Genomic DNA, 24,510 nt, shown 5'->3' on the forward strand with positions numbered 1-24,510 from the left:
TTACTACAGATTTAAGAACTTTGCAGGGATCAAAAAAATTAATACTTTGTCTGTACTTTTAAACGGTAAAATTTACAATGGAAGAAAATAAATCACCCTCATTTCAAAACACCTTAGGCATGGTTCCTGGATCTGTGGTCTATGTGGGTAAAAAACACCACGGAAATTTATATGTAGACGTTTTTGATTATGATTTAAATTTCTTTGAAGAAAAAGAACTAAATCAAATAGAAGAAGCCTATTCCTATATAGATTCTAAACCTATCACCTGGATCAATATTAATGGATTAAACCATACCGAAGCTATAGAAAAGTTGGGGAATCATTGTAATCTACATCCACTCATCCTGGAAGATATTGCAAATACACAGCAGCGACCTAAGCTTGATGAATATCAGGATTACCTTTTTGTAGTACTCAAAATGTTATATTTCGATGACAACAATAAATTATTTATTGAGCATATTAGTTTTGTACTAGGGGATGGATACGTTATTTCATTTCAAGAAGCGGATGGAGATGTTTTTGAATCCATCCGTAATCGTATTCGCTACAGTAAAGGAAGAATACGGTCTATGGGGGCCGATTATTTGTTATATGTATTAATGGATGCCGTGGTGGATAATTATTTCAATATTATAGAGGTGATGGGCGATAAAATCGAAGAGTTAGAAGACGATTTGTTCGAAGAACATTCTAACGACGATATTACTCACGAAATCCAACGTTTAAAAAAGGAAATCCTAAAAATACGTCGTGCTATATTTCCTTTACGAGAAGTCGTTAATAAGCTTGATAAAAGTGAGCATAAAATGATTAATAAAAAGACCAGGATATATTTAAGAGATTTATATGATCATATTATACAGGTGCATGAAAATGTGGAAATTTATCGGGATATGATTTGGGGGTTAATGGATATGTATATGACTACGATTAGCAATAAAATGAATGAAGTCATGAAAGTGCTTACTATTATTGCTACTATTTTTATTCCACTTACTTTTATTGCGGGTATTTATGGGATGAATTTCGAGAATATCCCAGAACTTCATTATGAATATGGATATTACATTTTGTGGGTGGTCATGTTTGTTATTTTCTTTGGCTTAGTTTTCTATTTTAAACGAAAGAAGTGGTTGTAGTAAGATTTGAATAGTACCTTTGCCTATTTATAAACCTTATTCTATATGTTAGCATATAAGTTAGAGATATTCTACAGTATTATTTTAGTTGCCATCATGGCTATTGTTCTTTTTCTAACCAAAAGGGCGATTAGGCGATTTGGTTTTATCAAAGCTATAGAGATTAATCGTAGAAAGGTGATCTTTAATTTGAGTTACCTGGTGATCTACATCATTAGTATTTCGGTACTGGCTATTATTTGGGGGGTAGATCACAAGCAATTTGCTGTTTTTATCTCATCAGTTTTGGCTGTGCTGGGAGTTGGTTTTTTTGCCCAATGGTCTATCTTGTCAAGTCTAACGGCCAGCGTTATTCTATTTTTTAGTCATCCAGTACGCATAGGAGATCGCATACGTATTTTGGACAAGGATTTTGATTGGACCGGAGAACTTATTGATATTACAGGTTTTTATCTTTTCCTAAAAACTGATGATGGCAAGAATGTAACCATTCCTAACTCTTTGGTGATGCAAAAGGGAATTGAAATATTAGGGAAAAAACCGATTATCATCGAAGAAGAAACATAATATTGTTACTAAAGAATGTAGTATTTTTTAGTCGTCAAGGGCTCAGGAATTTCCTGTTCGCGTAATAATTCTTTTAGATTAATTTCGATGGTTCTTCCTATTGAGGTCATAGCAGTATCTGTAGGCTTGTTTTCAAAAGGGTCTTGCATATTGAAAGCAATTTTCTCCAACATGAAAAATGGAAGCGATATGGCTACTAGGAGGGGAACCTCTATAAATCCTGCCAAGTCTGTTAATGACAAAGATAAAAGCACCAAGAACAGATAAATGAAAAACTTCAGTGTCAATCGATAAGATTTAGGAAAAACGGTATTTTTAATCCTTTCTGCCATGCCCATAGCAGCAGTTAAATGGCTTATGGTTTGATCAATTTGTATTTGCTGGTAGCTATTGATGTAATTTTGATCCAGTAAAAATTTGACATCCATTGCATGTAGGTTGATCAAATGAAGAGGAACATTTTTTAACGCTTTCACTTGCAACAATTCGTCTTCTGAAATAAAAGGTTCTAAATTTTCTGCAGGATCTTGTTTTCTTAAAGATTGGCCAAGACTATAACACCAAGCGATCTGCCTCAAGCCTATTTTTCGGTGTATATTATGATCTGCCTTCGAGAAATTGAGTATTTGTATGATTAGGGTTCTGGAGTCATTGACAATACTACCCCATATTTTTCTTGCTTCCCACCAACGATCATAGGATTGTGCTAATTTGAACGATAACAAAAGTGTAATAGATGTTCCCAAAAAAGCACCTAAAGCTATCGGTAAGTTAAGAGGTATGATATGAACTGAAAAAAATGAATGATGGTAGCAAATAATGCAGTTATAACAACGTCCCATTTAATCTTTTTTAAAGTATAGCTAAGAGGAATTCTTTTATTTAAAATCATTTCAAGTTCATATTTATCCTAAAAATAGAACTTTATTCTGAGATTACTTTTCCTTCGGTAGTAAATGCAAAACCTTGTTGACCAGAAACTCCAACCATTACTCCTTGAAAAATAGGTTTCAAGTTTTTTTGTGCTCCCCAGGTTATCAAAAAATTAGCACCGCTTCCCCCAGAAGTGTCTTCTTCTTCTATAACATATTCTATAGACTCAAGAGGTTTCAAGTAGATAGGAGATTGAATATATGAACGGACAAAATGCCCTGAAGTATTGTAATAATCTACATTTTTGATAAATAATGAATCTTTGGTGCTGGTATTTCTAATACTTAAAGTTGCAGTCAGTTGAAACCTAAAATCCTTTGTCTTATTATATATGTCAGAATAGATAGGAACATAAACCTCTTTCCGGACAGGGTATGAAAAACCATCATCTGAAGGAGGTAATTTATTTTCTTTCAATATTCCTTGTTCAACTACTTTATTGGGATTTTGTTTTACACAAGCGTAACAAAGGAGTAAAGTCAATAAAAAACGAATAGGTCGCAAGGATAAAGAATTCATGGATGTTTTGTTGATTATAAGTTGACCTTAGTATACAAAAAATGGATCAATTCGTTAGCTATTTTTTCGTTTTTAAATCTTTATTAAGACTTGTTGTACTCCTAAAATATCTGTAACATTATGAACATTATTGACATCTATTTTATGAAATTTGGTCATTTTAGAAAAAACAAAAAATCACTCATTTTTGGTGAAAAATGTGCTTTTTTACAACAAAACAACTTGTTTTTAAGTGTTTTTTGGGTAAAATCACCTTGTTTTGAATATTGGCCATTATGCTATATTTAACATTTACCCCCGATGTTTAACAGTTCTTATGTTAAAGATTCTTAATCGAGGTTAAAGCCCGTTAAATGCCTTGACAAAATTCCCTATGCCTTTATATTGAGAGTGTATTGATGTTAGAACAACAGAATTCTTTTAAAAAAACAATTTCTTTTCTATTGCGTACCTGCAATTAGTTTTTAACTGTTGAGATTCAATACATCTTTTTACTAATCTTTAAAATCATAGCAAATGAATTATTTGAAAATGAATGATGAAAAACTATTACCTGTTGTCATGGAATTAAACACCTTGTTGGCAGATTACCATATGTATTATCAAAAATTAAGAAACTTTCACTGGAATATTTTAGGAAAGAACTTTTTTGAATTACACCAAAAATTTGAAGAGTTATACATAGACGCCAGAGCCAAAATAGATGAAATTGCTGAGCGTGTTTTGACTTTACGATATCATCCCATCTCTAAGTATAGTGATTACTTGCAAATAGCAACCGTAAAAGAGGTATCTCCCTTAAAAACGGATCAGGAAATGGTAAGCGAACTGATAAAAGACCATTCCAAAATATTAACCCAAATGCGAGTTGTAATTTCTCATGCGCAGAACGCCGGAGACGAAGGTACTTTGGACATGATGGGAGGATATATTCGAGAACTAGAAAAATATAGTTGGATGTTATCTGCCTGGAATAAAGAGCCCAAAGAACACTTGGATACCAGCATGATACAATCCTAATAATAATCCAAATACCAAAACCAATACTTATGAATTCAGAAATAAATTCCTCAGTAGGAATTGTAACCAACAAACTACAAACATGGGCAGATAGTTTTATTAATAATCTTCCAAACATTTTGGTAGCCATTATTGTACTATTGCTATCCTATATTATATCCAGGTTTGTTTATCGAGTAACCTTGAAACTTACTCACAAAAGAATAAAACAAACGTCAATTTCAAAATTAGTTGCTCGATGCACTGCGGTATTTGTGGTATTGGGAGGTTTAGTACTAGCGTTGTCTGCACTGAACTTAGGAAAAGCATTGACCAGTATTTTGGCGGGTGCTGGAGTATCGGGATTAGTAGTTGGTCTAGCACTACAAGGAACTTTATCAAATACGATATCAGGAATAGTATTGTCGTTTAGAAATAATATACAAGTAGGGAATTGGATAGAAACTAATGGGTTTGCTGGAGAAGTAATTGACATTAATCTCAACTACTTTGTATTAAAGGAAGCGGATAATAATGTAGTGGTAATTCCTAATAAACAAATACTTGAAAACCCTTTCAAGAATTATTCCCTAACTACCAAAATGAGAATATCGATTATATGTGGTGTTGGTTACGAATCCGATCTAGAAGAGGTACAAAAGCTCACAACAAAAACGATTCATACGTTTTTTGATCAGAAGTCTATTGATAAACAGATAGAATTCTATTATACAGGATTTGAGGACAGTTCTATCAATTACCTCTGTAGGTTTTGGATTGAAGGTACAAGTGGATTAGATCGATTGAAGGCAAAAAGCAAGGCGATTATTGAACTTAAGAAAGCTTATGATGCAGCGGGAATTACTATTCCTTTTCCAATTAGGACATTACATTTTAGTCCGCAGCACTCTGTAAAAAACTTAAACCAATTGGAAGCATTCGTTACAAACTGAAAGTAATACGAAAACCGTATTCAATAATAACATTATAAAAACAACAACAAATGAAATTTAATATAGATTATAAGAACACAATATTCACTTATATATTAATTACAGTACTATCAATTCCTCTTAGCTTTTTACAGGCCCAACATACAAGCACTTCGTTGGAAACTGAGAAAAAAAGGAGATGGTGGTCAAGGATGGTGACGAATTTATTTATAAACAATTTGAAGTAGAGTCTGCCATGCAACCACTGATATTAACTAACGACAATCGTAGCTCTAATAAAATGGATCAAGTGTACGCCGAAGAAAAGGTGACCAAAGTGGTCATGTTGGATAACGACCAGGATAAACAATATGATCAAATAATTACACTGAATTATGATCGCCCAGAGAACAATTTCTACGATTTTCAATTTACTGCAAAAGGACTTGAAGTTTCTTTACAACATAGAAATACTACAATTGAAAAAATAGATCGAATAACCCCTAATCAATTAGAAAACAAACAACTAATAGATCAAAAAGGAGTCTATCAACTTACATTTAGCAATGGTCAAAAAGAAAAAATTTCTGTAGAGGCTTATCAAATTCTATAAACAGTATAACAATATTGGGGTCGATTACGCGACCTCAATATTTCATTAAACAAACTATTTCCTAAAACCTAAATACAAAACATTATGAAAAATTTCAAAAACAGATTGTTTGAATCCATTGGTATTATGGTAGCGGCTTCGATGATCCTGTATGTTATCACCGTAGTCTTATTTCTAACCCTTTAAAACAGTTATCCAATGAAAAAGAACAATAAAATACAAAGGCCAGGATTGCAGAAGAAGTATTTCGGAAGCAAAAGCTTTTTAAGAAAACTAAAACGAAGAACAGTACAAAATCAAATAATAGATCGCCAAAAATAATAAGCAACACCATGTCTTACAAAAACGGAATAGCATTAGAAACCAAAACCTCCAAAAAACTAAGAAACGAAATAGATCGTTGGAAAAATCAACAAAAGGCCCGGAAGTGCACGGATTTTTCTGATATGTCGTATTGGGAAATTAAAACCACCAATACAGCTTTATAGTGTGTCAAATCATTAGTCAACAATAATGGACTAATGATTTTTTATTTAATCCAATCAAAGTACTTGGCAGTAATATTTTCTTTTTCTGACTCTAAAAAGTCTATATAGGCCTGCGCCACAGGAGATAGTTTTTTCTTTTCAGCCATACCAAGTTCCATTGTGTGCGTATGGGTAATCCTTTAAACGGAATTATGGTAATGTCTCCATTATTTAATGAATTTTTGATACCAATCATTGGCATTATAGAATAACCAAGTCCAGCAATTACAGATTGTTTTAGAGCTTCGTTAGATGTGAGTTCTATTTTCTTTTTTACTGGTAAATTTTTTCCTTCTATAAAAGCTTCCATTGCTTTACGTGTTGCGGATCCTCGTTCTCTGTACAATAGGGGTTGCTCGGTAAAAATGAGTTCCTTTTTTCCCGTCCTCAATTTTTCTCGTTCTGCACCACCAACCAAATATAAACTATTGACTACCAGTGGAAGTTTTACCAAATCGAGATGTTCTGGTAAGACTGATACCAAAGCAAAATCAACCTTATTCTCCTCCAGATCTTCAACCACTTTTAACTTATTAGTCACATCCATTTTAAAATCAATTCCCGGATGCGCATTTACAAAATCGGATAGATAATAAGGCATCACGTATTTTCCTGTCGAAACTACCGATATCGATAGTTTACCGGCTAACTTTCCCTGGAATTGATTGATTTTATGATCTATAGTGGATACTTCTTCCAGTATTTTTTGTGCAGCTTCGGCAATTTCTTTCCCAAAATCGGTAACATATAGCTTACGACCGATAATTTCTGTGAGCGGTAAAGGGAATTGATCTTGAAACTTTTTGAGCTGAATGGACACTGCAGGTTGTGTTAAGAACAACGATTCTGAAGCCTTGGTAATACTACCTTTTTCAACGATTTCCAGGAAAATTTGGAGTTGGTGCAAAGTATAATTCATAAATAAACCTTATGATTTTTATTACAAATATAAATAAAAATATATGATTTATACTCCATAATTTTACACCGAAAAATAAAATCAATTATCAAAACAAACATTATGGAAACCGATATCAAATTAGCTTCAAAAGCGATACAGGTACAAAATGAAAAATCCATATTCACCTTAAAAGTCAATAAGGTAAGGCTATACGAACGGGTAAAGAATTTGAGTTTGATCGCATTCTCCTTGATTTACGCTACAGCAATTTTTGCAAGTTATACGTCCCAAAGTGAGCTCACTGGTGAACTTTTGATAGTAGGAGTTATCCTTTGTCTTATTGCTTTTATAGCTTTTCATCCTAAAAATCAATTTAAATCAAAAACTAAATAATTATGGTAAAAACAGAAGTTTTACACAAGGTACAATTGGTAGATGGAGTATTTACTCCTTCAGAAGCTGCAGATGTGATCAATAGTTTGATCAGAGAAAAAATCAATTTCCACAAGTTACACAGACTTTCTTTGTGCGAGGGTAATATCAATAGTGACACTCAGTACGATGACAGTAGGGTACAAGAATTGCTTCAGGAAAAAGAAGATTTTAAAACGATTCATAAAGAAGCCTTAATCGCTGGCAAAAGAGTAAAAATTAGCGGTATACTAGAAATAGAAGTTATCGATTAATAAACACAAAGCATTGAATTTCAATGAACTTACATCTTTTGGTCGATAATTTAACGAATCCGGCCTTATTATTTTTCGTGTTAGGAATTATGGCATCTCAAGTTAAGAGTGACCTCAAAATTCCACAAAATTCCTCTAAATTTATTTCATTATATCTCTTGCTCTCCATTGGTTTTAAAGGCGGGCAAGAGTTAGCCCACAGTGAGTACAGCGTGGATATTACGTATGCTATCATCGCTGGAATGTTGATGGCATTACTAGTACCTCTGTATACATTCTTTATTTTAAGACTGAAATTTACTGCCGATAATGCGGGAGCTATTGCAGCAGCGTACGGATCTGTAAGTGCAGTGACTTTTGTGACTGCAGTTAGTTTTTTGGAAATGGAGCAAATTGATTTTGGAGGGCACATGGTTGCGGTAATGGCTTTAATGGAAGCTCCCTCGATCATTATTGGAGTATTTCTTCTGCGTATATACTCAAATGGTAAAAAATCCACCAAGGAACTATTAGGATTAGTAAAACATGCGGTTACTAATGGTAGTGTACTATTAATACTGGGTAGTTTGGTCATTGGATTTATTGCTAGCGACGCTCAGGCAGAAGGGATTAAACCTTTTACTACAGATATTTTTAAAGGATTCCTGGCTGTTTTCCTATTAGATATGGGGATCACCAGTGGACGACAAATAGGAGCACTGCTTAAAAAAGGGTGGTTTGCGTTCCTGTTTTCTATCGTAATTCCGTTAATCAACGGAATATTGGTAGCCAAAGTATCTGGATTGTTTTTAGAAAATGTAGGAGATCGTTTCTTGTTAGCGATTCTAGCAGCAAGTGCATCCTACATAGCAGTACCAGCAGCTATGCGTATTGCGGCGCCAAAAGCCAACCCAAGTTTATATTTACCTATGGCATTGGCGATTACATTTCCGTTCAATATTACATTGGGAATGCCCATTTACATGTATCTGATTCAGAGCTTTTGACACAGCATACAATACTACTTAAAATCAATGAAAGGACTGGTGAAAAAATATACACTATGTGGTCTGGATCCCTTGTATCGGGATATTATCCTGCATCAAAGTTTATCAGAACGACTAGAATATTGCCAGTCCTTATTGTATCGTACTCAAGAAGATATTTGTCTGCTCAATTTCTTGGGTAACCATAGAAAACAAAAGCGTTTACTGAAAGCAATTAAGGCAGAAATACACCTAATTTACAAGCTCTTAGAATAAGATAATTAACAAAATATTATCGATTTATTATTAATCTTCTCTTTTAATTAAAGCTTTAATATTGTAGATTTGTTTAACAATATTCTATAATAGTTAAACAAAAAAGTAAAGGATTATGAATGAACTTTGTACCATTAGTGTGGGTAGAGATCGCCTTGAAGACAAATACACTTTTTTTAAAAATGGTAGAATACAGCACAGTTATGATGAAAGTATCCTTAATTATGGGTTAATGGAGTGGGTAAAACCTGGGGAAATTGACAATATCATTAAGCGTAGAATATTAAAAAATTGTCCAAAACCACATAAAAAGGAAGTCAGACAAATACTTGCATTCAACCTAAGACTAAATTGATTTCCCACACTTTAATATGCTTGATGAACAAAGAGAATTACAAAATACATATTGTCGGTGCTGGCATTAGCGGTCTTATTGCAGCAAAAGTTTTAGAAAATCACGGGTATCACCCTGTCATTATTGAAGCTTCGGACAGGGCAGGAGGCAGGGTAAAAACGGATCAAGTCGGGCAACATCGATTAGATCATGGTTTCCAGGTGTTGCTTACAGCTTACCCCGCAGTTCAAAAATATTTAAATATTGATAGTTTAGGGCTGGAATCCTTTCTACCAGGTGCACAAATTTTTAATAACGGAAAAACTACGATTATTGGAGACCCTGGAAGAGAGATCTCGCTACTTTTACCTACAATAACTTCTTCCGTTGGTACCTTTTCAGATAAACTGAAGGTATTACGACTAAATCGGATATTAAAGAGAACTGCTATCAGTGATTTGTTTGAAGAAGAAGAACAATCCACCTATAATTTTTTAGTAGAATTTGGATTCTCTAAGGTAATGATTGAGCAATTTTTTAGACCTTTTTTCAGTGGAATCTTTTTAGAGCCGGATTTACAAACATCGTCCAGAATGTTTAAGTTCATCTATAAGATGTTTGGAGAAGGAAATGCTGCAATTCCTAAAAATGGAATAGAAGATATCGCAAAGCAGCTTGTAGTGCAATTAAGAGCAACTTCTTTCATGTACAATACTTCTGTAAAACAGGTAGAAGAAGGTAAAATTTATTTGACGGATGGTGATGACTTGGAAAGTCATTTTACCATTATCGCTACGAATCCTAGTCCTATAGTAAAAAATCTCAGAAACCAAAATACAGTATGGAAGAGTTGTGATACCTTATATTTTGAAACTGATAACAAAGTAATCAACAAATCCCTAATCGGGCTAATCGCAGATGCAGAGAGTTTAATCAATAATATTCATTATCAAAGTAATACCGATAGCAAATCAGTACTGTCTGTGACCGTAGTAAAAGAACATCATCTCCGGGAAGAAGAATTGATTACCCAGGTAAAAACTGAATTGAAGAAGTTTTGTAATATAGAAACAACCCGTTTCTTGAAAAGGTATCAAATTAAACAGGCACTGCCTGACTTAAGTAATGTACAATACGAGATGCTACCTTCTGAAACCAAACTAAACTCAAGAGTCTTTTTGGCAGGAGATCAGCAACTCAATGGATCTCTGAATGCGGCAATGATCTCAGGCGAAAGAGCAGCTATGGGAATAATCGATACTTTGGAAAAAGGTTTGATCGTAGAGGAGTTTACTTCAGAATTTAATTAGAATCTGTTTTGGGGCCTAGGTATCGTTTTAAAATACCGCCTTTGATTCGATTTACATCATATTCCATAATAAATGCATTGGGGTCAATATGATTAATGAGCCGATTGATTTTACTGATTTCCATGCGGTTGATTACCGTGTGGATGACTTCAAAATCTTCAATTTTCCCACTATTTCCAAATCCATTGACTCCTTTATAAATGGTCATACCAGCTCCTATTTGCTCTACAATTTCTTGTTTGATCATAGTACTCTTACCAGATACAATCATCACACCTATAAAATCTTCAAAACCTTCAATAGTAAGATCCGTAATCTTTGCAGTTACCAGAAAGGTCAAAATAGAATACATGGCTACTTCTTTTGAAGCAATAATTGCAGTAATAGAAAACAGCACAAAATTGAAGAGTAAGATCACTCTTCCGATACTGATCCCAAATCTATTGTTAATATAAATGGCTAAAATTTCGGTTCCATCTAGAACTGCTCCATTTTTTACCGTTATTCCTATACCCAGCCCTAAAAATAACCCACCAAATATGGAAATCAAAAGTTTATCATCAGTGATGGTTTCAAAGGTTTCAAATTCTATCATAATAGCCAGAGTAACAATAGCTATAATGGACTTTATCACCATAGTTTTTGATATAGAGAAAAATGCCAAAACCAAAAAGGGAATACTTAAGGCAATCAATACCCAGGAAATGTTGATGTCAAAATTAGAGTTAATGAGAATAGCGATACCAGTAACTCCACCATCTAAAAAACCATTGGGGAGAAGAAACGCTTTTAATCCAATACTAGCGAGTAAGATCCCTATAAAAATTTGTATATACTCAGATATTAATGATTTAAACATAAGTGATGGTTTAAAGATGAAAAAAACAGGTTCAAGCATAAAAGTTTGAACCTGTCTTAACAGTGTAGACTAGAATTCAAACTAAAAATCTGTATTGAGAACATCTAAAATAGATGAACGAGGAATTTCGACAAAATAATTTCCAGAATATACAGGGCAGATGACACAATCATCAAAGTAAAACTTAATCGTACTTTTATCAATAACGAAATTATCTTTATACGTTAAAAAAGTATCATACTTCAATTCCTGACATTGCTGGTAATGATCATCATTTTCTATCTTTTCTTTCAGGGCTTTACTAACCAGTTTAAAAACCTCTTTTTCTGCACCCACACGAAACATGGATTCAAAAGATATAAAAGCTCCCTTTGCAGGATCAAAATTGAGTGTTTTGAATAAGTACGAATATTGATTCTCCTTGGTATAGTGATTTGCTTTATACAAAAGTACGCTTAGTACTTTGGGATTGTTGGCATATACTTTATAATCAACCAAGCGTTTAAATCGCTCTGTATTATCGTATCCAATCTGGCAAGAAAGTTTTTGTTTATTAATGATATCTTTCACAGAAAGCTTGTAATCCAAGTATTGATCAGTGATAAAATCATTAAAAACTTTATAGGATGGGTTTTGTTTCGTATCCAAGACCGGATATCGGTAATCGATAACGTAATTATCTTCTTTTTTATAATAGGACTTTGTGGTTACCTTGTTTTCTAAAGCTTTATTATCAGAATTAACGGTATTGTTGACAAGTGTTTGTGTTGCTTTGGCTTCTAATTGTTTCTTTTCTTTGATTTCCAAAAGGTGATCTGCTAGGAGTGCAGATTTCTCTTTTTTACAAGATCCGAGGGTAAAAACGACTGAAATTAAAAAAGTAACGAGTAAGTTGGATTTATTTCTCATATGTATAGGTTTTAGGCTTATCCTTTTGATCATTTCCTTATGTAAATGACCTATTTTTCTGATGCAAAATTCTACATTCTTTACCATATATTTTTATTTATATTTTTAATTTAAAACATAAATATATTTTATACATAAGCTAAGACTTTGTTAAATCATAAGCCATTCCTATTCATAATATGGACATCTTTACTTCGTTATTTTCGCTCACACCAGTAGGGAAGAGGGTTTCGATAGTAATACTTTCAAAAAACATCTTATCACTTTGTTTTTCAACATGTTAAATCAATCATAAAATTTGAATTTCATAAATAAAACTTATATTAATTATAATAAATATAAATGATAACTTATGAATTTTGTTTCCTAACTTTAGAGTATAATTCTAATAACTCACATAGAAATTATGAAGATGAATAGATGTTTTTTGTTGTTATCAATATCCTTATTAATATGTACTAATTGTGCAGTGATTCGCCCGGGTGAAGCAGGAGTAAAGCAAACTCTTGGGAAGTTTTCTGATAAGGTAGCTACCCAGGGTACAGTATTTTATAATCCTTTTACTAGCAAAGTAATCAAAGAATCAACACAAACAAATAATATTAAGTTGATTTTGAGTCTCCCTAGTAAAGAAGGACTGAGCGTCAATTCAGAGATTTCTATTCTATATCGATTAGAGCAGCACAAAATTCCGAGTGTATTAGAAAACCTGGGACAAGATTACGAATCTATTATTACCAGTGTTTTTAGATCCGCATCCTCAGACGTTTGCGCTAAGTTTTATGCCAAAGATATGCACTCAGGAATGAGAGCAACTATCGAGGAAGAAATCAAAGCAAAAATGAAAGAGAATCTGGAAAAACAAGCAGATGGAATTGAGCTCATTGCCGTATTGATGAAGAGTATTCAACTGCCTTCGGGATTAGCGAGATCTATAGAACGCAAACTACAGGCAGAACAGGATGCTATGCGTATGAAATTTGTAATCGAACAAGCCAAGTTAGAAGCGGATAGAAAGATTATAAATGCAAAGGGAGAAAGAGATGCCCAGAAAATATTATCTGAAGGACTAACCCAGGAAATCATCAAAATACGAAGTATAGAAGCTTTTAATAAGCTTTCTGAATCACCAAACAGTAAAATTATACTTACCGATGGTAAAACACCATTTCTTATTGATACAGAAGATTAATATAAATAAAAACTACGATCATGATATTATTACAAAAAGCAATAGAATTTGAAAAAAGGAGTATGGCTAGGATGACAACCAGTAATAGAGTTTTAGCTTCACGAGAAGCAAAATCTCTGGTGCTCAAAATCAATGAAATCTACAAAAAAACGAAGGACCCAAAACTAATGGATATCATGAAATTAGTGACTATAAAGAAGAAAAAATAGATAAAAGATTAAAAGGTCTCGCTCCTGGGATAATTTGAAATTATAGTGACAAAGTATAAGTATACGTCAAAGCATATAAGAAAACCCTATAGAAACGTAAATATAATTAGAGAGTGATTTGTTTATTGATTTAGATGCAATGAAAAGGCTATTTATCCCCCCGGTAAATAGTCTTTTCTCTTTGTTGATCAAAGTAAAGTTTGTATGCCGAAAATGTACTGAAAGCATCGTTAAAAGCTGTTAAAACCATAGGAAAAAAGGGGAATTATTGCTATATTTAGATATATGCTCCTAATCTAAAATAAACAAATCAAAGGTGTTCAAAATTGATGGTTTAACAGTTAAAAAATTAGGATATGAGAAAGTTATTTTTTGGAATTCTGATTGTAGATATTCAGAAGTTGAGAGATCTTATAATTAATTTACCTTCAGCATGTAGATATGTGATGAGTAAATAAAATGATAAATTACTGCTAAGAATAAAAGGCCTGGATGTAAAACAAACGTCTGGGCTTTTTTAATCAAAGTTGTTTCTTATGCTCATTGGGAGTCATCTCTTCTTGTTTTTTAAAAACTCTAAAAAAGGTAGACTTAGAAGCAAACCCACATTCTAGAGCCAATCCAACCAGATCATAATTTTTATGTTTTTCATCTTTCAGCAACCTTTTAAATTCTTCTATTCTTAACTGATTGATATACTCAATAAAAGAACCTTTGTTTGTTACTCTTAAATAATCTACGATATCTTTTTTCTGAAGGTTAAAACGTTTGGCAAAAGAAACTACAGTTATAGTAGGGTCTTGATATAGTTTTTGATCGATCAACTTATGATTAAGTAAGTAGCTTATTTCTTCTGTGTTCGTTAATAGGTTTTTACTTAACAAAGGATCATTAGGAAACAATAACCTGCGAATAAAGCGCAGCTCGGTAAGCGCATACAAAGAAAAAACGTAGGTAATAAAAAAGAAATGTAAGTATACAATATCTTCTGTGTATTCCAGAATCAATGCATATAAGGTTGTTGTTGAATCATTGATAGTATAGAGTGCATCCCAGAAAGATTTCAACATGTCAAATGCTGGTGTAAGCAGCATAAAAGAGTATAACGAATAGAATAAAAACAGAAAACGCCTATAGACCTTTGGTTGAAGATATGATTTAAGGTTAAGTTTTAATGCTTTTCGGGTTAAAAAGAAGTAATACCAGAAAATAGCTATCCCAGCGATGAAAAACATGGGGACTTGTTGTTTGTCGAATGACGGCCAGTACTCTGGAAAAAAATGTCGCATTACCAGTGAAGCTAGGTAGACAATTGAAGGGATAGTCAAGTGCTTGACGATGTAATTTGTTTTCAAATCTTCCATAATGCTTTTAAAATAAAACAATAGAAGAGCCGGAATGAAAAGCATCTTATCTGGTCCTAACAAAATTCCCAGTAAGAAATGTTGTCTCCAAGTTTGGTGAAATATGAAGTAGCAATACCAAAGGCCAAAAATTGCACAAATACTAGCCAGATAAATCGTGTTCTGATTTGATCTTTCGTAAAAGTGTAACATAGAAACACCTATCAATTGAATGCCTAAAAAGCACAACATTCCGTCAAAAAATAACTCCATATAACTGTGATATTTATTACTAGAACCGTTCTTAAATATATAAAATACAATAGTAAGATCCATTCAGCCATAACTCACCATTAATCGCATTCAAAAGTTGTCCCATTATTAGTTTTGGGACCTTTTTGAACAAATACCCAATAAAAAAATGAGCTACTTTGGTTCCAATCAAAAATTAACGTATGACCAATATGATGAGATCCTTTATCAAGATGAATACCCTATATTGCTTTGTAATCGCATTATGCCTTATGAGTTGCACAAAAACTGAAACCATTGAAAAAGAAAACTCTGTGTACAAAGCATTACATTTTAAAGATCAAATAGAGGTATTGATCATTGGCACTTTTCATTTTGATCAGGAAACGAATTATGATGAATTGTCTGAAAAAAATCAACTTGAAATAGATCGGTTACTAACTGACTTAGAAAAGTTTGGTGCCACAAAGGTATTCATAGAAAAATCTCCTCTTTATGATTCTGTTTATAACGTAAGATATCAGGAGTACTTAACATCAGAAGAGTCTATTGACTCTCTGAGAAATGAGATTTATCAATTAGGATTCAAAATGGCAAAAAGATTACGGCATGATGCTATTTATCTTTTTGATAACAAACCTGATTTTATAGGGTCCCTAGAAGATTTTAGTTTTAGTTCTTTTGCAAAATATGCGGATTCTGTGGATACCCAATTCAATAAAAAACATCATCAGCAAATCTCAGAAATATACACCTATAATGATAGCGTACGAAATTCTCTAGGGCTATACAATAATATTAAATCATTAAATAGTACAGAAGCCGCTCAGTATGATATTGCAAGAATGCATGCCATAGAAGTTAGAGTAGGAGTGGATCACAATTGGATTGGTGCAGATTGGTTAGGACGATGGTATCAAAGAAATATTCGAATGATGATGCACGTGCTTCGACAATCAGATCCAGGGGACAAAGTAATCCTTTTTGTGGGCTCTAATCACAAATGGGTGTTGGAACAATTAATGAAAAACACACCAGAACTTCAAATTGTAGATGCCTCAGTCTTCATTAAATAAAAGAAAGGTAAATACATATTCGTATTGTCCTTTTAAGTATATCCCTTTCAAAATTGAATATTGCTAATTACCATTCTGATGGTTCAAAGTCATTTTACGACGATTGAACAGAATTTCATTTCTTTTTTCTCATATCCTATCTAGATTTGAAACTATAAAAGCAATCTAAGTATAATCAAATCAGAATAGTATGAGTCCAGAACAAGTATTTTCAATCGCCAATATGATGGCCATGCCCATGTGGATCCTAATGATCATTTTACCTACCTGGAAAGCAACCCGATTTTTAGTTGACTACAAAGTAATTCCTTTACTACTCTCAGTAGTTTATGTTATCTACATATTTCTTTCTATCCAAGGAGGTGGTGGATTAGATTTTGGGAGCCTAGGATCAGTAATGCAGCTTTTTATGGTAAAAAACGCAGTAATTGCGGGTTGGGTACACTATTTAGCTTTTGATCTATTAATCGGAATGTGGATGATCCAACAAAATCGTAAACTGAAAATTCATCCTATACTTATGGCACCATGTCTATTTGCCACCTTTATGTTAGGCCCTGTAGGCTTTTTACTTTTTACCATCATCAAATCAATCAAAAATCAAAAAAATGAACAGGTTTAAGAATATATTACGAGAAGTAAAGGCAAGCAGCCCTATTTTGTACGGTATTGTCATGCTACATCTCCTTATGGCTATAGGATGTATCATTGGACTTATTGTCGATGATCGTACCCTTGTTGGAGTCAACATATGGATCAAGCCCTTGAAGTTCTGTCTCTCTGGAGGGATCTATATATTCACCGTTGGTTATCTGAATACACTATATCCGTATTCAACCAGAAGAAAAAATATCATTAATAATATCGTTTCCTGGACATTAGCCATAGAAATCGGTATTATCGTGATGCAAGCCGCTAGAGGAGTACAATCTCATTACAACCAAAGCTCTTTGCTTGATGGATTATTATTTGCTGCCATGGGAATATTAATAGCCATAAACGTGCTGATTATGTTTATGTATGTCATCGATACGTTACGTTTAAAAATGAAGGTGGATCGACCTGTACAATGGGCTATCTTGATGGGATGGATTGTCGTGATTGCCGGTAGTTGGGTAGGAGGGCAGATGATTGGGCAATTGTCTCATAATGTAGGAGTACCTGATGGAGGAACAGGTCTACCACTAGTAAATTGGAGTACAGTGGGAGGTGATCTTCGTGTAGCACATTTCTTCGGATTGCATGGTATACAAATAATTCCGTTATTCGCAGTATGGGTGGCTTCCAAAAAGAAACTACGTCTTAATAAACAATTCCTTGCAGTACTTGTTTTTGGAGTATTGTATGCCAGTTGGATAGGGTTTACTTTTTATCAGGCATCGCAGGCTATTCCATTACTTAAATTATAGATATCAATAATGCCCAATACCAAAAAAGAGCGCATAGAAATTCTAGGTTTTGATGATCGCTGGTTTATGATTATCGGTATTTTCGTACTTAGTTTTATTACGGATTATTTGTTTAGTAATTCGTTTAGTAGGTATCCTTTACCGCAGGCGATCATTAATTGGGGAGTATCCTTGTTTTTCTCCACTTTTGATTGGATTATCATGCGTAAGTTGTTGATCTTTTTAAGAAAAACATATCCTTCGTTAAAAGATAATTTGAAACGCATTCTTATCTTTTTCATAGGTATCGTAACTACAGTAATTGTATTGGACACCTTGGGAGGAATTCTACTCTCTTGGATATTTGGAGTACATTATAACCCAATGGGGCGATCAAAAATTATCTTACCGGTAATTTTGATTAGTACCATGACCATGGCGATCTACGAGGCTGTTTATTTTTTGATTCGACTTAAGAAATCGATTCGTGAAGAAGAGCAAGCCAAACAGATTGCAGTGCAAGCGCAACTGGATACACTAAGAAATCAAGCACAGCCACACTTCTTATTTAATAGTTTGAATACGCTACGCGATATCATCGACCAAAATTCTAAAGAAGAAGCAAAAGACTTTGTGGATAAACTTGCGGATATCTATCGCTTTATTTTAGAATCGGGGTCGGTTAATCTGGTTACCCTACATGATGAGTTAAAATTTGCAGAGGCGTATATTCATATTCAAAAAGAACGTTTTGGCACTAATTTGCAAGTGCATTGGGATGTTCCCGATACTGTAAAAAATACGATGATCATACCGATGAGTTTACAACTATTATTAGAAAACGCTATCAAACACAATGTAATATCCAAAGCAAAACCCCTAGAAATTACTGTTAAAGCTGATCATAATCATTTAGTGGTGTCAAATACTATCCAAACAAGATCTACAAAGTTAGCATCTACTAAATTAGGGCTAAAAAACATAGAAAAAAGATATGGGCTTATTTCTGAACAATCCCTGACTGTAGATCAATCAAATGGAAAATTTAAAGTAAGTTTACCATTACTATCTTCTGCAGAACAAAAAAAGTAATCATGCAAGTACTAATCATTGAAGATGAACCTAGAGCGGCAAGGCAATTGCAGTCATTATTGCAAGCATGCAATTTTCAATATCAGTTGCTAGAGGTCATTGATAGTGTAGAAGAAGCTGTGTTGTGGTTTCAAAAACAAATCATCCCAGATTTAGTATTTATGGATATACAATTGGCAGATGGCTTGAGTTTTGAAATATTTCAACAGGTAAGGGTTGAAGCTCCAATTATTTTTACCACTGCTTTTGATCAGTATGCGATTCAAGCTTTTAAGGTTAACAGTATCGATTATTTACTTAAACCAATTCAGAAAAATGACCTCACTCAGGCATTAGATAAGTTCACGAGTTCAAATACTTCAAACACTATTGATCCATCTATAGTACAGCAACTGTTGCAAAATATGCAACAAGGTAGTGGTAGGGAAGGGATATTGGTTAAAGACGGTAAAAGTTTTGTGCAACTTAAAGTAAAGGATGTATTGTTTTTTTATTCTGAAAATAGCATCACTTTTGGAGTAACTGCTACAAAACAATATATTGTAGACGAAACCATTGATCAATTGTATGAAACCTTGGATCCAGAAATGTTTTTTAAGATTAATCGCGGGCAATTAGTGGTCAAAAATGCTATAGAGCGCATAGATCCTTATTTTAATCATCGTGTAAAACTTACCGTTACCAAAGCTGAGGAACAGGAGTTTGTAGTAAGCAGACAACGCACTCAGGATTTTAAGGACTGGATGAACCGATAAAATCACTTTAATAAAAGTTTAACGAAATTCATTTTGAAACGATCGGTCTATTATTATATATTTGCAAAGTAAACGAACGGTCTAATCATGGCAAAACACGATATCAATAATATTTTAGAGAAGGGGATAGAGTTATTTCGCCTCAATGGATATCACAATACGGGAATACGAGATATTCTTAAAGCATGTGATATGCCAAAGGGTTCATTCTATCATTCTTTCGAGAGTAAAGAGGATTTTGTGGTAAAGGCCATTTTGCATTTTGAAGAGATCATAGGTAAAGACTTTCAAAAAAACCTATCAGACGAATCCTTATCCTATTATGATCGAATTAGAAATCACTTCAATATTCATATTGACTGGTATACAGAAAAGGACTTCAAGGTGGGTTGTTTATTAGGAAATCTAAGTACAGAAGTAGCTGGAACCATAGATCCCGTGTCTAATACAATATCTGCAGTGTATGAGCGATGGAGCAGAGGATTAGCAGGTTTTATTGCGAAAGGACAAGAAGAAGGAGAGATTATTAAACATATTGAAGCTTTGGATTTGGCTAATTATCTTTTTGATAGCTTTAACGGTGCTTTAGGTAGAATGAAGGTAGAACGAAGTAGAGAACCGCTAAATCACTTTTTGGATATTAATATGACATTAATAAAGAATAAGGATAAAATTACGGCAAATTAGGTTTGCTATTTTTTTTATCATTAAAATAAACGAACGGTCTATTATTTTTTGATTTTCGAAATTAAATAACATAAATAAAAACGTATACAAATGACAACAATTGAAAATTTAAACTACGATGTAAAGACTATTGAAAACGCATCTGCAACTTCTAAAGAGGTGCTAGAGCAAGCTAAAAAAGCCTACGGTTTTGTTCCCAACTTATTAGGAACCATGGCTAATCATCCGGCTTTATTAAAAAACTATTGGGAGGGAAGTGCCAATCTTGGTGAAAACAGTACTCTAAGTGCTAAAGAACAACAGGTAGCATACCTTGCAGCCAGTTATGAGAACAACTGTCACTATTGTATGGCAGCCCATACTTCTATTGGTCAGATGCATAAGATTGATCAATCTATTCTGGATGCCTTGCGTACTGGAACTCCAATTCCGGATGCACGTCTAGAAGCTCTTAGTCAATATGTAAAAGCTACTACGATCAGTAGAGGTCGTGTTTCTCAAGAAGATATCAATGCATTTCTTGAAGCTGGATTTACGCAAGAAAATGTATTAGAAGTAATTACCATTGTGAGCTTAAAAGTAATGACCAATTACATCAATTACGTAGCACAAACCAAGGTAGACTCAGCATTTGAGCCAAATGCCTGGGAAAAATTAATGGTATAGTAACAACAAACGGTGTAAGAATAACTTGTGGGATGTCTAATTTCATATAAGTTATTCTTACCCTCATAATATGCAAAAAAATGGCACTAGTACAATCAAATATGATGGAGTTGGGCACAAAAGCCCCATTATTTACATTACCAGACACCATATCAGGGAAAACAATTTCCTTGTCAGACATAAAATCGGATATCGCTACAGTTGTAGTATTCATATGTAACCATTGTCCCTTTGTACATCATATCAATCACAAATTGGTAGAAATAGCTAACGAATTTCAAGCCAAAGGAGTGCAGTTTATAGCAATTAGTAGTAATGATGTACAGTATTATCCACAAGATGGCCCAGAAATCATGAAACAAGTGGCAGCAAAAGAAGGCTATTCCTTTCCGTATCTATATGATGAAACACAAGATGTCGCAAAAGCATACCAGGCAGAATGCACACCGGATTTCTTCGTGTTTGATGGAGATTTAAACCTTGCATATAGAGGGCGATTTGACGGAACCCGCCCAGGAATGGGAAAAGCAACAGGTAACGAATTAGTGAGTGCACTAACCTCACTAGTAAACCATACCGAAATGGTATTGGATCAGAAACCCAGTATGGGATGTAGTATTAAATGGAAGTAAAATAACAGATAACAATCATAATCAAAACTATTAAAACGATGAGAAGAATAATTGTAACACTAGTATTTGTAGTAGCTTCAACATTAGCTACTGCACAAACCGCAAAAGAAATTATTGCGCAATCTGTAGAGGCTATTGGCGGAGCCAAAAACTTCTACAACAAAGGAACTGTATCCTACGACTACGAATATCGTGCTCCAAAAGGAGAAAATGCAATTACCTTGGTAGGAAAAGAAACGTATATGTTTGATGGCGAACGTTCTTACGCTACTTATACAACACACAGTCTTACAGGAGCAAACGGAAAAGTAGTAGAAGGATATAACGGAACAGATGCATGGGTAACTTTTGATGGAAAAGTATCTGATGATCAACAAGCTAATGGCGTAGCCCGATTTTTAAGAAAAACAAATTACTATTGGTTTGCTATGTTCTTTAAATTGGCAGATAATGGAGTAAATCATGAGTTACTAAGTGATCAAAAGGTAGACGGGAAAGACTACAAGCGTATTAAAATTACCTTTGGCGATCAGGTGGGAGATGCTCAAGACACCTACATCATATATGTAAATAAAGAAACAAAGTTAATTGATCAGTTCTTATTTACTGTGGTTGGGTTTGGTATCTCAGATCCGTATTTGATGACTTTTAATTACGAAACTATCGACGGAATCAAAATCCCTACAAAAAGAAAATATATTGAAGCAGATTGGGATGGTAACGTAAAAGGAAAAGCGTATTACATTACAAATTGGACCAATATTCAATTTGGTATTGATGTGGACAAATCCCTTTTTGAAAAACCCTAATTTTTTAAAACCAACTAAAGACAAAACCAAAAAAATCAAAAGTCTAAACAAGGCTTTTGATTTTTTTAGTTGTAGTCATTTCAAAGATAACGACTGCTATTTTAAGTAATCTATTGGATCCAGGTATTTTCCTTCATGTCGTACTTCATAATGCAAATGAGGGCCAGTGGATTTTCCGGTATTTCCTAAATATCCGATCACATCACCTTTTTTAACGGTTTGTTTTTCTTCGGTATTAAAGCCGTCAAGATGCGCATACCAGGTTTCATACCCATCCGCATGTTGGATGACAATTAGATTTCCCCAATTACCTTCTAATGATGCTTTGGCAACCACTCCATCTGCAGTAGCCAAAACAGGTGTTCCAACACTACCTCTTATGTCTATCCCTCTATGAATGATGCCTTCACCAATTTTGAGATTATTTCGTTTATGACCATAGTGGGAGGTAATATCTTTTTCAGTCCCGTTTTGTACTGGAAATAGGGAAGGAGGAATATCATCACTTAATTCTACAACCATTGTTTTGGTAATAGGCACCTCGTTTACAATAGGTTTCGAAAATGCGGAAACTAAAAATACGCATACCAGTACTAAGAAAACATATTTTAGTTTGGTAAAAGGGCTTGATTTGGTTTTTGTAATCATATCTATTCGTTGTTTTAAGATTGGATGTTTGAAATAATTATAAGTGTGATTTGGATTCGAAATGTCAATTGTACGCAACAATAGCTCCAGATACTCAGATGGTTTTCCTTGTTGATGAATCACCTTTTCGTCGGCCTGATATTCATGAATGGCTTTTAAAGACTTTCTAAACAAATAGGATAAAGGATTAAACCAAAATATCGCAATAAACAATTCAAGAAAGATCAAGTCAACAGAATGTCTAAAATGGATATGAGCTTTTTCATGAGCAATAATCAAGGGGTCACAACTATTTTTGGGTAGGTAAATTGTATTAAAAAAAGAAAATACCTGGGATACATTTCCTACTACTAGTTCATATCCTGTTTTTTGCTGCTTTATGGATGTTCTTTTTAGTACCACTAACTTTCGTATACTTATATACACCCTTAGCAAACACGCTAGAAGTCCTAAACCGTATAAGAAACCTACAATCAACATATAATTGACGGATGGTGTTGTTGAAGAAGGTTCGATAACTGTAACATCCTGAGGTATGTAGTGATGTACCTCTTCAAAGACAGGAATTTCTATTAATGATTTTGTAATAGAAGGAACTGCATCGTTGATCAACGGTAACAGAAAGGAGATAGGAATCATCCCTAATAGTATAGCCCGATTCAGTGCATAAAAAGTCAGTTTTCTTAAGATAAGAAGATAACATAGGTATAATACAGAAAATACTGCGGTTACTTGTAATATATATAAGATCAAACTATTCATTCTTGTCCTTTAGTTGTTCTATTTTTTCCTCTATCATTTTTTTCATCTTTTCTAATTCAGTAAGGTTAAGATCCTCATCCGAAGCAAAAAAAGAGGTAAACTTACTAGCAGATCCACTAAAAAAGTTTCCCACCAATCCTTTCATATGCTTTCTGAAATACACCTCCTTGGAAATAGCAGGGTAGTACTGTCGTATCTTACCATAAGTATCAAATTTTAGAAATCCTTTTTTTACTAAAACTCTTACCACAGTGGATATAGTAGTATATGCAGGTTTTGGTTCAGGAAACTGATCTACAATATCTTTTAGGAATACTTTTTCAAGTTTCCATACGTATTTCATCACCTGTTCTTCGGCTTTTGTTAGTTCATTCATGGGACAAATATAGAATTATTTTTCAATATAACTATATTTGTAGTCATAAAACTATAATTATAGTAATTAAACTATTTATATAGTAATGTTTGCATCTTCAAAATAGCGTATACAAAAAGGGGAGAGGTATATAAAAAAATGATTACTA

Annotated in this window: 32 protein-coding genes; 24 read left to right on the forward strand and 8 right to left on the reverse strand. The window is 33.6% G+C overall.

Annotation, left to right across the window (positions count from 1 at the left end; all coding sequences use genetic code 11):
• Positions 1-77: 77 nt before the first annotated feature.
• Both corA and AC0L3Q_RS12795 read left to right on the forward strand, forming a co-directional pair.
• The gene (gene corA, locus AC0L3Q_RS12790; protein WP_473279766.1) at positions 78-1,145 is read left to right on the forward strand and encodes a magnesium/cobalt transporter CorA; all 1,068 of its coding nucleotides are present in this window, start codon (positions 78-80) and stop codon (positions 1,143-1,145) included.
• Positions 1,146-1,190: 45 nt separating this feature from the next.
• On the forward strand, positions 1,191-1,712 hold the full coding sequence (locus AC0L3Q_RS12795; protein ID WP_473279768.1) for a mechanosensitive ion channel domain-containing protein: 522 nt from the start codon (positions 1,191-1,193) through the stop codon (positions 1,710-1,712).
• A gap of 8 nt (positions 1,713-1,720) precedes the next feature.
• Here the strand turns inward: AC0L3Q_RS12795 and AC0L3Q_RS12800 are convergent, their stop codons facing one another.
• Both AC0L3Q_RS12800 and AC0L3Q_RS12805 read right to left on the reverse strand, forming a co-directional pair.
• Positions 1,721-2,554 (reverse strand): bestrophin family protein, encoded by an 834-nt coding sequence (locus tag AC0L3Q_RS12800; protein WP_473279770.1) that lies wholly within the window; start codon positions 2,552-2,554, stop codon positions 1,721-1,723.
• 82 nt (positions 2,555-2,636) lie between these two features.
• Complete coding sequence (locus AC0L3Q_RS12805) at positions 2,637-3,164, reverse strand: DUF3124 domain-containing protein (protein WP_473279772.1); 528 nt, start codon at positions 3,162-3,164, stop codon at positions 2,637-2,639.
• A 516-nt stretch (positions 3,165-3,680) separates the two neighbouring features.
• Between AC0L3Q_RS12805 and AC0L3Q_RS12810 the strand changes: the two genes are divergently transcribed.
• The 5 genes from AC0L3Q_RS12810 (at position 3,681) to AC0L3Q_RS12830 (ending at position 6,196) form a co-directional block, all read left to right on the forward strand.
• Positions 3,681-4,184: a Dps family protein gene (locus AC0L3Q_RS12810; RefSeq protein ID WP_473279774.1), complete on the forward strand. Its 504-nt coding sequence runs from the start codon at positions 3,681-3,683 to the stop codon at positions 4,182-4,184.
• A 29-nt stretch (positions 4,185-4,213) separates the two neighbouring features.
• Positions 4,214-5,116 carry a mechanosensitive ion channel family protein gene (locus AC0L3Q_RS12815; RefSeq protein ID WP_473279776.1) on the forward strand — a complete coding sequence of 301 codons (903 nt, stop codon included), beginning with the start codon at positions 4,214-4,216 and terminating at the stop codon, positions 5,114-5,116.
• 178 nt (positions 5,117-5,294) lie between these two features.
• Positions 5,295-5,708, forward strand: coding sequence for a hypothetical protein (locus AC0L3Q_RS12820; RefSeq protein WP_473279778.1), 414 nt, complete (start codon positions 5,295-5,297; stop codon positions 5,706-5,708).
• Positions 5,709-5,906: 198 nt separating this feature from the next.
• Positions 5,907-6,029: a hypothetical protein gene (locus tag AC0L3Q_RS12825; RefSeq protein WP_280174014.1), complete on the forward strand. Its 123-nt coding sequence runs from the start codon at positions 5,907-5,909 to the stop codon at positions 6,027-6,029.
• 11 nt (positions 6,030-6,040) lie between these two features.
• On the forward strand, positions 6,041-6,196 hold the full coding sequence (locus tag AC0L3Q_RS12830) for a hypothetical protein (protein ID WP_170864535.1): 156 nt from the start codon (positions 6,041-6,043) through the stop codon (positions 6,194-6,196).
• A 100-nt stretch (positions 6,197-6,296) separates the two neighbouring features.
• On the opposite strand, the gene AC0L3Q_RS12835 is transcribed toward AC0L3Q_RS12830, so the two are convergent.
• Positions 6,297-7,154 (reverse strand): LysR substrate-binding domain-containing protein, encoded by an 858-nt coding sequence (locus AC0L3Q_RS12835; RefSeq protein WP_473279780.1) that lies wholly within the window; start codon positions 7,152-7,154, stop codon positions 6,297-6,299.
• Between the two features lie 102 nt (positions 7,155-7,256).
• On the opposite strand from AC0L3Q_RS12835, the gene AC0L3Q_RS12840 reads away from it, so the two are divergent.
• The 6 genes from AC0L3Q_RS12840 (at position 7,257) to AC0L3Q_RS12865 (ending at position 10,707) form a co-directional block, all read left to right on the forward strand.
• Entirely contained in the window at positions 7,257-7,529 is a 273-nt protein-coding gene (locus tag AC0L3Q_RS12840; RefSeq protein ID WP_073313679.1) for a hypothetical protein, read from the forward strand.
• A 2-nt stretch (positions 7,530-7,531) separates the two neighbouring features.
• Positions 7,532-7,822: a hypothetical protein gene (locus tag AC0L3Q_RS12845; protein WP_473279782.1), complete on the forward strand. Its 291-nt coding sequence runs from the start codon at positions 7,532-7,534 to the stop codon at positions 7,820-7,822.
• Positions 7,823-7,845: 23 nt separating this feature from the next.
• The gene (locus AC0L3Q_RS12850) at positions 7,846-8,808 is read left to right on the forward strand and encodes a sodium-dependent bicarbonate transport family permease (RefSeq protein WP_473279784.1); all 963 of its coding nucleotides are present in this window, start codon (positions 7,846-7,848) and stop codon (positions 8,806-8,808) included.
• Between the two features lie 27 nt (positions 8,809-8,835).
• Complete coding sequence (locus AC0L3Q_RS12855; protein WP_473279786.1) at positions 8,836-9,063, forward strand: hypothetical protein; 228 nt, start codon at positions 8,836-8,838, stop codon at positions 9,061-9,063.
• 115 nt (positions 9,064-9,178) lie between these two features.
• Entirely contained in the window at positions 9,179-9,418 is a 240-nt protein-coding gene (locus tag AC0L3Q_RS12860; RefSeq protein ID WP_073313687.1) for a hypothetical protein, read from the forward strand.
• A 23-nt stretch (positions 9,419-9,441) separates the two neighbouring features.
• A complete protein-coding gene (locus tag AC0L3Q_RS12865) occupies positions 9,442-10,707 on the forward strand; it encodes an NAD(P)/FAD-dependent oxidoreductase (protein WP_473279788.1) in 1,266 nt (421 codons plus the stop codon).
• Here the strand turns inward: AC0L3Q_RS12865 and AC0L3Q_RS12870 are convergent.
• A complete protein-coding gene (locus AC0L3Q_RS12870) occupies positions 10,700-11,566 on the reverse strand; it encodes a YitT family protein (protein ID WP_473279790.1) in 867 nt (288 codons plus the stop codon). The genes AC0L3Q_RS12865 and AC0L3Q_RS12870 overlap by 8 nt on opposite strands.
• Positions 11,567-11,647: 81 nt before the next feature.
• Positions 11,648-12,475, reverse strand: a complete 828-nt coding sequence (locus AC0L3Q_RS12875) for a DUF3298 and DUF4163 domain-containing protein (RefSeq protein ID WP_473279792.1) — start codon at positions 12,473-12,475, stop codon at positions 11,648-11,650.
• A 412-nt stretch (positions 12,476-12,887) separates the two neighbouring features.
• Between AC0L3Q_RS12875 and AC0L3Q_RS12880 the strand changes: the two genes are divergently transcribed.
• Entirely contained in the window at positions 12,888-13,667 is a 780-nt protein-coding gene (locus AC0L3Q_RS12880) for a prohibitin family protein (RefSeq protein ID WP_473279794.1), read from the forward strand.
• A 20-nt stretch (positions 13,668-13,687) separates the two neighbouring features.
• Complete coding sequence (locus tag AC0L3Q_RS12885) at positions 13,688-13,876, forward strand: hypothetical protein (protein WP_473279796.1); 189 nt, start codon at positions 13,688-13,690, stop codon at positions 13,874-13,876.
• Between the two features lie 521 nt (positions 13,877-14,397).
• Here AC0L3Q_RS12885 and AC0L3Q_RS12890 read toward each other — a convergent pair.
• On the reverse strand, positions 14,398-15,492 hold the full coding sequence (locus AC0L3Q_RS12890; RefSeq protein WP_473279798.1) for a helix-turn-helix domain-containing protein: 1,095 nt from the start codon (positions 15,490-15,492) through the stop codon (positions 14,398-14,400).
• Positions 15,493-15,743: 251 nt separating this feature from the next.
• On the opposite strand from AC0L3Q_RS12890, the gene AC0L3Q_RS12895 reads away from it, so the two are divergent.
• From AC0L3Q_RS12895 to AC0L3Q_RS12935, 9 genes are all read left to right on the forward strand, one after another.
• A complete protein-coding gene (locus tag AC0L3Q_RS12895; protein WP_473279800.1) occupies positions 15,744-16,547 on the forward strand; it encodes a DUF5694 domain-containing protein in 804 nt (267 codons plus the stop codon).
• A gap of 190 nt (positions 16,548-16,737) precedes the next feature.
• On the forward strand, positions 16,738-17,169 hold the full coding sequence (locus AC0L3Q_RS12900) for an ABA4-like family protein (RefSeq protein ID WP_473279802.1): 432 nt from the start codon (positions 16,738-16,740) through the stop codon (positions 17,167-17,169).
• Entirely contained in the window at positions 17,156-17,956 is an 801-nt protein-coding gene (locus tag AC0L3Q_RS12905) for a hypothetical protein (protein ID WP_473279805.1), read from the forward strand. Before AC0L3Q_RS12900 ends, AC0L3Q_RS12905 begins: the two co-directional genes overlap by 14 nt.
• Before the next feature lie 9 nt (positions 17,957-17,965).
• Positions 17,966-19,027, forward strand: a complete 1,062-nt coding sequence (locus AC0L3Q_RS12910) for a sensor histidine kinase (RefSeq protein WP_473279807.1) — start codon at positions 17,966-17,968, stop codon at positions 19,025-19,027.
• A gap of 2 nt (positions 19,028-19,029) precedes the next feature.
• The gene (locus AC0L3Q_RS12915; RefSeq protein ID WP_473279809.1) at positions 19,030-19,782 is read left to right on the forward strand and encodes a LytR/AlgR family response regulator transcription factor; all 753 of its coding nucleotides are present in this window, start codon (positions 19,030-19,032) and stop codon (positions 19,780-19,782) included.
• An 87-nt stretch (positions 19,783-19,869) separates the two neighbouring features.
• On the forward strand, positions 19,870-20,469 hold the full coding sequence (locus AC0L3Q_RS12920; RefSeq protein ID WP_473279812.1) for a TetR/AcrR family transcriptional regulator: 600 nt from the start codon (positions 19,870-19,872) through the stop codon (positions 20,467-20,469).
• 90 nt (positions 20,470-20,559) lie between these two features.
• Positions 20,560-21,135, forward strand: coding sequence for a carboxymuconolactone decarboxylase family protein (locus AC0L3Q_RS12925; RefSeq protein ID WP_473279815.1), 576 nt, complete (start codon positions 20,560-20,562; stop codon positions 21,133-21,135).
• 80 nt (positions 21,136-21,215) lie between these two features.
• Positions 21,216-21,767 carry a thioredoxin family protein gene (locus AC0L3Q_RS12930; RefSeq protein WP_473279817.1) on the forward strand — a complete coding sequence of 184 codons (552 nt, stop codon included), beginning with the start codon at positions 21,216-21,218 and terminating at the stop codon, positions 21,765-21,767.
• A gap of 38 nt (positions 21,768-21,805) precedes the next feature.
• A complete protein-coding gene (locus AC0L3Q_RS12935) occupies positions 21,806-22,576 on the forward strand; it encodes a hypothetical protein (RefSeq protein ID WP_473279819.1) in 771 nt (256 codons plus the stop codon).
• 96 nt (positions 22,577-22,672) lie between these two features.
• On the opposite strand, the gene AC0L3Q_RS12940 is transcribed toward AC0L3Q_RS12935, so the two are convergent.
• Positions 22,673-23,986 carry a peptidoglycan DD-metalloendopeptidase family protein gene (locus AC0L3Q_RS12940; protein ID WP_473279821.1) on the reverse strand — a complete coding sequence of 438 codons (1,314 nt, stop codon included), beginning with the start codon at positions 23,984-23,986 and terminating at the stop codon, positions 22,673-22,675.
• On the reverse strand, positions 23,979-24,362 hold the full coding sequence (locus AC0L3Q_RS12945; RefSeq protein WP_073313739.1) for a BlaI/MecI/CopY family transcriptional regulator: 384 nt from the start codon (positions 24,360-24,362) through the stop codon (positions 23,979-23,981). Before AC0L3Q_RS12945 ends, AC0L3Q_RS12940 begins: the two co-directional genes overlap by 8 nt.
• Positions 24,363-24,510 lie beyond the last annotated feature (148 nt).

It is taken from the genome of Aquimarina sp. KJ22-3 (assembly GCF_055808215.1).